Source organism: Flavobacterium sp. RHBU_24 (genome assembly GCF_046613695.1).
GTDB lineage: Bacteria > Bacteroidota > Bacteroidia > Flavobacteriales > Flavobacteriaceae > Flavobacterium.
On sequence record NZ_JBKJHD010000020.1, the window covers coordinates 64123 to 70498 of the forward strand.

The 6376-nt window shown below is 40.4% G+C and carries 4 protein-coding genes; all 4 read left to right on the forward strand.

Translation table 11 applies throughout. The features are described from left to right. Positions 1–82 precede the first annotated feature (82 nt). Positions 83–1732 (forward strand): ATP-binding protein, encoded by a 1650-nt coding sequence (locus ACLI09_RS15810; RefSeq protein ID WP_411420608.1) that lies wholly within the window; start codon positions 83–85, stop codon positions 1730–1732. Next, entirely contained in the window at positions 1725–2471 is a 747-nt protein-coding gene (locus ACLI09_RS15815) for a LytR/AlgR family response regulator transcription factor (RefSeq protein WP_411420609.1), read from the forward strand. The genes ACLI09_RS15810 and ACLI09_RS15815 overlap by 8 nt, the downstream gene beginning before the upstream one ends. 292 nt (positions 2472–2763) lie before the next feature. Further along, complete coding sequence (locus ACLI09_RS15820) at positions 2764–3150, forward strand: hypothetical protein (RefSeq protein WP_411420610.1); 387 nt, start codon at positions 2764–2766, stop codon at positions 3148–3150. Positions 3151–3568: 418 nt separating this feature from the next. Then, positions 3569–6376: LamG-like jellyroll fold domain-containing protein (locus ACLI09_RS15825; RefSeq protein WP_411420611.1), on the forward strand; the 2808-nt coding region annotated here is incomplete at its 3' end.

Below are 6376 nucleotides of genomic sequence, written 5' to 3' on the forward strand. Positions count from 1 at the left end.
AATAGTGGCACGGAAAAAATTTATAATAGCAATTTTATTGTGTTTTCCATACTTTCTTTTATCAAAAGAAAAGCCGGCTTCCATGCTTATTGAGGCTATAAAAAAGAAAGGTGAACATTATAAATCATTACCTGATTTTTATAAGGCACATACTTTTTTTATACAAAACAGCTGGGACTCCACCCTGGTTTACAGCATGAGGCAGCTTAGCGCCAGGAACAATACAGAAGTTGCTGATTATTGCCATTATTTCAGGGCAGTTAGCTTTATTGAAAAAAAATTAATGGAGGAAGCAAATAAAGAATTACTCCTTATATCTGTAAAGTTTGTTTTCTACAAAAATGTAAAATTCAGGCTTGGAGAAATCCTGCTTGAGCAACAAGATTATGATGGCGCTATATCTAAATTTAAGGGGTTAGAGGCGCTTCCGTATAATGCAGCTTACGGAGTTAAAAAAAGCGCAGTTTTACATAACCTGGGGCTGTGTTACCTGCACCTGCAAAAATATGATACCGCCGAAAAGTTTTTATTTGGCAGCTTAAGCCTGCAGGAGCGCGATAAAGATACCCTCCTGGTTATTGGCTCTTATATGGATATTGGCACACTGTATTATGAGCAATATAAAGACAAACAGGCTATTACATATTTTAAAAAAGCATACGACTTATCTAAGTACACCCGCGATTTTGAAATAAAAAGAAATGCCGCCATGAATATGGCTGTTGTAGAGGAAAACCGAAAGGACTTCCCGAAGAGTTTATTGTACAGGAAGGAATATGAAGCGTGGAAAGACTCCTTAAACAACCAAAATAAAGTATGGGAACTTGCCGAATATGAAAAGCGGTTTGCAATAGGGCAAAAACAAAAAGAACTTAATATTCTTACAGCCGAAAATAAGCTCAAAAAAATTGAGCAAAATATACTTATTTATACACTGGCAGCATTATTATTATTTATTGGCGGAGGGATATACTTTTATAGGCAAAAAGTAAAGTCTAATAAGATAATTGTACTTCAAAAAGCAGCGCTTGACGAATTAAACACCAGTAAAGATAAACTCTTTTCTATAGTTAGCCACGACTTGCGCTCGTCGGTACATGCATTAAAGCAGAGTAACAAAACACTGCTTGAGAATTTAGAGACTAAAAATTTTAAAGAGCTTGATAAACTGCTGCAAAACAATAGTGCAATTGCTAACGGCGCTTATAACTTGCTGGATAACCTGCTTAACTGGGCACTGTTGCAAACCAGGCAATCTTACTTTAATATAGAGCCGGTAAGGATATTTTATATTGCAGAACAGGTTGTTTACAACTACAAGCCGCTAATGCTTGATAAAAATATTAGTTTTGAAAACAGGCTGCCAAAAAATAGCTTTGTACTTGCCGACACCGATTCGTTAAAAATAATTTTAAGGAACTTGGTGGATAATGCCATTAAATTTTCTAAACAAAGCGGATTAATTGCTATATATTTAAATGATGGTGGAGCATTTTATGATATAATTATAGAAGATAACGGCAAAGGGATGAGCGAATCTGTAAAACAGGGGCTCTTAAAAGAAACTGTACAGCTATCTAAAAAACAGGGCGAGGAAGTAGGTACCGGATTAGGGCTGCAATTATGCAGGTCGTTGACTGCAAAGAACGGTGGCAAGTTTAGTATAGAAAGCCACGAAAACGTGGGAACTAAAGTAATTGTATCATTACGTAAAAGCCAGGGCTATGAGTAACATAAATGTATTAATTATAGAAGACACGCCGGCAGAAAGCGATTTGCTTAAAAAAGTATTGCTGGATAATAATTATACCATAGCCGGAGTAGCCCGCACCTACAGTGAGGCTTTAAACCTGTTTTATAGTTGTGGTGCAGACATTGTAATTATCGATATTTTTTTAGATGGCAACCCCGAAGGCATTACTTTTGCCGAAACACTTAACGCGGTACCAGATGCCGCCAGGCCATTTGTATTTTTAACCAATAGCAAAGACAGGCAGGTTTTTGAAAGGGCAAAGCTTACAAAACCATTTAGTTTTTTAATGAAGCCTTTTAATGAGCTGGAAGTGCTGTATGCTATAGAAATGGCTGTAGAAAAATTTTATGGGCAAAATCATGTTTTTTTAGATGATGCCCAAAATACAGTAATAAGCAAAGATTATTTGTTTATAAAAAAAAATAACGCACTAAGAAAAGTTGTTATAGAGCATATACTATATATAGAGGTTGAAGAACGTTACTGCACTATTATAACGCATTCTGAAAAGTTTTTGGTAATGCTTTCTTTAAAAAAAATCACCGATGTTTTAAGCAAGGATATATTTATACGCACCCACCGCAACTATCTGGTTAATTTAGATAAAATTGAAGAAATCATCCTAAATGATAATTTAATCATAGTAACAGGCAATCATAAAGTTGCACTAAGCGACAGCTATAAAGATTTTGTAAAACAATTAAAGATATTTAAGTAAGCCCGCTTTTTAGATACGCCCCAAAAGCATAAAAAAATCCTTCAGAACATGAAGGATTTTTTTATGCACCATACACGGCGTTTTATAACAGTTATATCCCTGCTCATGACATTTTAAAATTTAGAGTGCTCTAATCCATTTACTTTTAATACAACAAAAGCAGCTAGCGCTTTTTACTAACCGGATCAAGTGGAGCAGACACCACTTGAAAAAAACGGCCTGCCCGCACAGGCTTATAAGGCGGGGGAGTTACCCGAAAATCCACATAGAGTAGGGGAAAAAAATAATTATCATGCCACATATTAATATAAATGCAAATACTACTACTAATCTTTTTAGTATTACCCTTGACCAGTATCAATGGACATCGTTAACTGTAAACGGTACTAAAGTACCAATGAAATCAAATACCAATACAGTTTATACTGAGTCTGTACCGGGTCCCATTATTTTCACAGCCGTTGTAAATAGTGTAAGTATTGTAAATCCAGATAACGTAATGCTGATTAAAGGGCCGGATAATACAGGATTCTTTTGTGGAATACACTATGCCCAGACAGCAACCAATACGGTTACACTGTATGGTGTTTTAGCTAAAATAGACGATCTGGCCATTAGCACTACCAGTTATAACTTTAGCCAGGCAGGGCTCACAGGCTCTTATTACTTGGTAAACTAAGGTTTTTACAAAGGGGTTATCCTGCTTTTCGGGATAACCCCTCTTTTTTAGCGTCTTAAAGTAGAGCAGATTCCACTAAAAAAACACCATGCCCACAAGTTTTATGAAGAGGTGAGAGTTAAAAGAAAATTCTTATAGGGTAAGGAAAATCAAAAAATCATTGCGGTAACAAAAACAAATTTTACTGCTAACAGGATAGGAGTAGATATAGATGCTTAACAAATATAATATAGCAAATAATTTAAAAATTTAATCTGTTCATGCAGACTGGAGTTTATGCTTTTCTAAAGCGATTTAAATCATTATTAAAAATTTTATGTAATAAAAAAACTACAAAAAAATTATTAATTTTAAGGCGAAATGCTTATTTTTGAGCACTTTAGTTGTTTTGGTATTTAAACTATAAAAACCTTCCCTTATGAAAAAACACCTTACACTCTTTCGCAGGGTTGTCTTACAGCTATGCTTATTTATAGCTGCAACGTCTACTGCACAGGCTCCATCCATGGGTGCTGATAATTTTAGCCCGGCGGTGGCAGGTAGCCGTAGCGCCCCCGGTTCTGGTCCGGTCGTAGCATCGGCCGGCCGGCCTTATATAGGTTATGAAAAACCCGAAAACGATTTTAAGGATATCAGAAAGGCGGTAGCTCCATACAGCAACCATCCCGGGAATCACTATAATCCGGACGGCACCTTAGATAATTACACCGAGTGTGGCACCCCGCCACCAGCGGCCCCAACAGTATCTTTAGGCAACGCCCTGCATTTTGATGGCACGAACGACTTTGTACAAACGGGGTTCTCGCCCGTTTCTATTAGCAATAACTTTACGGTTGAGGCATGGGTAAAACCTGAAAACACTACGGAAGATTTAACAATAGTTTCAACCCGCAGTAACGAATATAGTTTTGATGTTAAGCTAAGGGGCGGCAACCAGATTCATAGCGATATAGGCAATGGATTTTTTTGGATTAACACGTCTGCAGATGCTACATATTACTATACACCCGGCCAATGGGTACATATTGCCTTTGTGGTAACGCCGGACAGTTACACTATTTATGCAAATGGAATTGCCCTTAACTCGGGCTCTTTGAGCGGAGGCCCCCTTTTCATTAACAATTCAAGAAAACTTATTATTGGGGCCGTAAGCCCGTCAGGCGAATTTTTTGAAGGGAGCATAGACGAAGTAAAAATATACAATACAGCGCTTACAGCATCCCAGGTACTGTATGATATGGTTAATACCGGTGCTGTGCTGCCAGCTAATATTCAGTTTTATTATAACTTTAATAACGGCACTGCAGGCGGTAACAACACCACAGCCACATCACTTACTGACGGGGGGAGTAACTATAACGGCGATTTAAATAATTTTACATTAACCGGCGGCACAAGCAACTGGATAACAAGCAACGCTTTATCAAAACAAACGCTTTGCTACGGTGCTACTGTGGCAAGCCTTACTGCTACGGGCACCGGGCTAAAATGGTATAATGTAGCCTCTGGCGGTACTCCCCTGGCTTCAGGTACCACGGTAAGCGTGGGCACTTATTACGTATCGCAAACACTTAACAGTTGTGAAAGCGCAAGAACCCTCGTGTATGCAAATACAAATTCTCCCAATGCACCTACTGCGCCTACCGTTTCTTCAGGCAATGCATTGCATTTTGATGGATCAGATGATTATGTTCAAACCGGCTTCTCTTCTGCTAACATTAACGGAAGTTTTACGGTAGAAGCGTGGGTAAAGCCCGAAAATACTACGGGCACTTTAACAATAGTTTCCACCCGCCACCCGTCTGACTACACTTTTGATTTAAAACTGGTAGGAGGCAACCAGATACACGCCGACATTGGCAACGGGGGGTATTGGCTTACCAGTGCCGCGGATGCCTCGTATAACTATACCCCCAACCAATGGTTACACATAGCCTTCGTTGTTACACCGGGCAATTATACTATCTATGCAAATGGCCTGCCGGTGCAAACAAACACATACAGTGGCACAGCACTCTTTATAAATGATGAACGGAGGCTGTATATCGGGGCCCTAAATCCTCTTATCGAGTTTTTTGCAGGAAGCATTGATGAGGTCAAGATTTACAATACTGCCCTTACACAAGCACAGGTACAAACCGATATGCTAAATACCGGTGCAGTACTTCCGGGTAATATACAGTATTACTATAATTTTGATAACGGCACTGCAAATGGAAATAATACTACTGCAACAACACTTACTGATTTGGGTGGTACCTCTTATAACGGCACACTGAATGGTTTTGCATTAACAGGCAGCGCAAGCAACTGGTTAACAAGCAATACCGTGGCTGCCCAAACGTTATGCAGCGGGGCTACCGTAGCCAACCTTGCCGCTACAGGCACTGCACTAAAATGGTACAATGTAGCCTCTGGAGGCAGCCCCCTGGCCGCTGCCACAGTACTAAGCCCGGGTATATACTATGTATCAGAAACACAAAGCAGTTGCGAGAGCGCACGTATGTCGGTAAATGTAACCATAAACACCACAACGCCACCAACAGCTTCGGCACAAACATTTTGTAATGGTGCCACGGTGGCTAACCTTACCGCTACAGGTACGGCATTAAAATGGTATACCGCTTCAACCGGTGGTAGTGCACTCGCTTCAAACACCGCACTTGCAACGGGTACTTATTATGTATCGCAAACACTAAACAGTTGCGAGAGTACACGTACTGCCGTAGCTGTAACCATTAATACTACGGCTGCTCCAACTGCATCCGCACAGGCGTTTTGTAATAGCGCCACGGTGGCTAACCTTACTGCTACCGGTACGACATTAAAATGGTACAACGTAGCTTCTGGTGGTAGCGCACTCACCTCAGCCACTGCGGTTGCAACAGGTACTTATTACGTATCGCAAACGCTAAACAGCTGCGAGAGTGCCCGCACAGCCGTAACCGTAACCGTAAGTACTACGTCTGCGCCAACTGCATCCGCACAGGCTTTTTGTAACAGTGCCACGGTTGCTAACCTTAGCGCTACCGGTACGGCATTAAAATGGTACAACGTAGCTTCAGGTGGTAGCGCACTTGCATCAGCCACTGCGCTTGCAACAGGTACTTACTATGTATCGCAAACACTAAACAGCTGTGAGAGTACACGCACAGCCGTAACCGTAACCGTTAATACCACCGCTGCACCAACTGCATCCGCACAGACGTTTTGTAACAGTGCAACC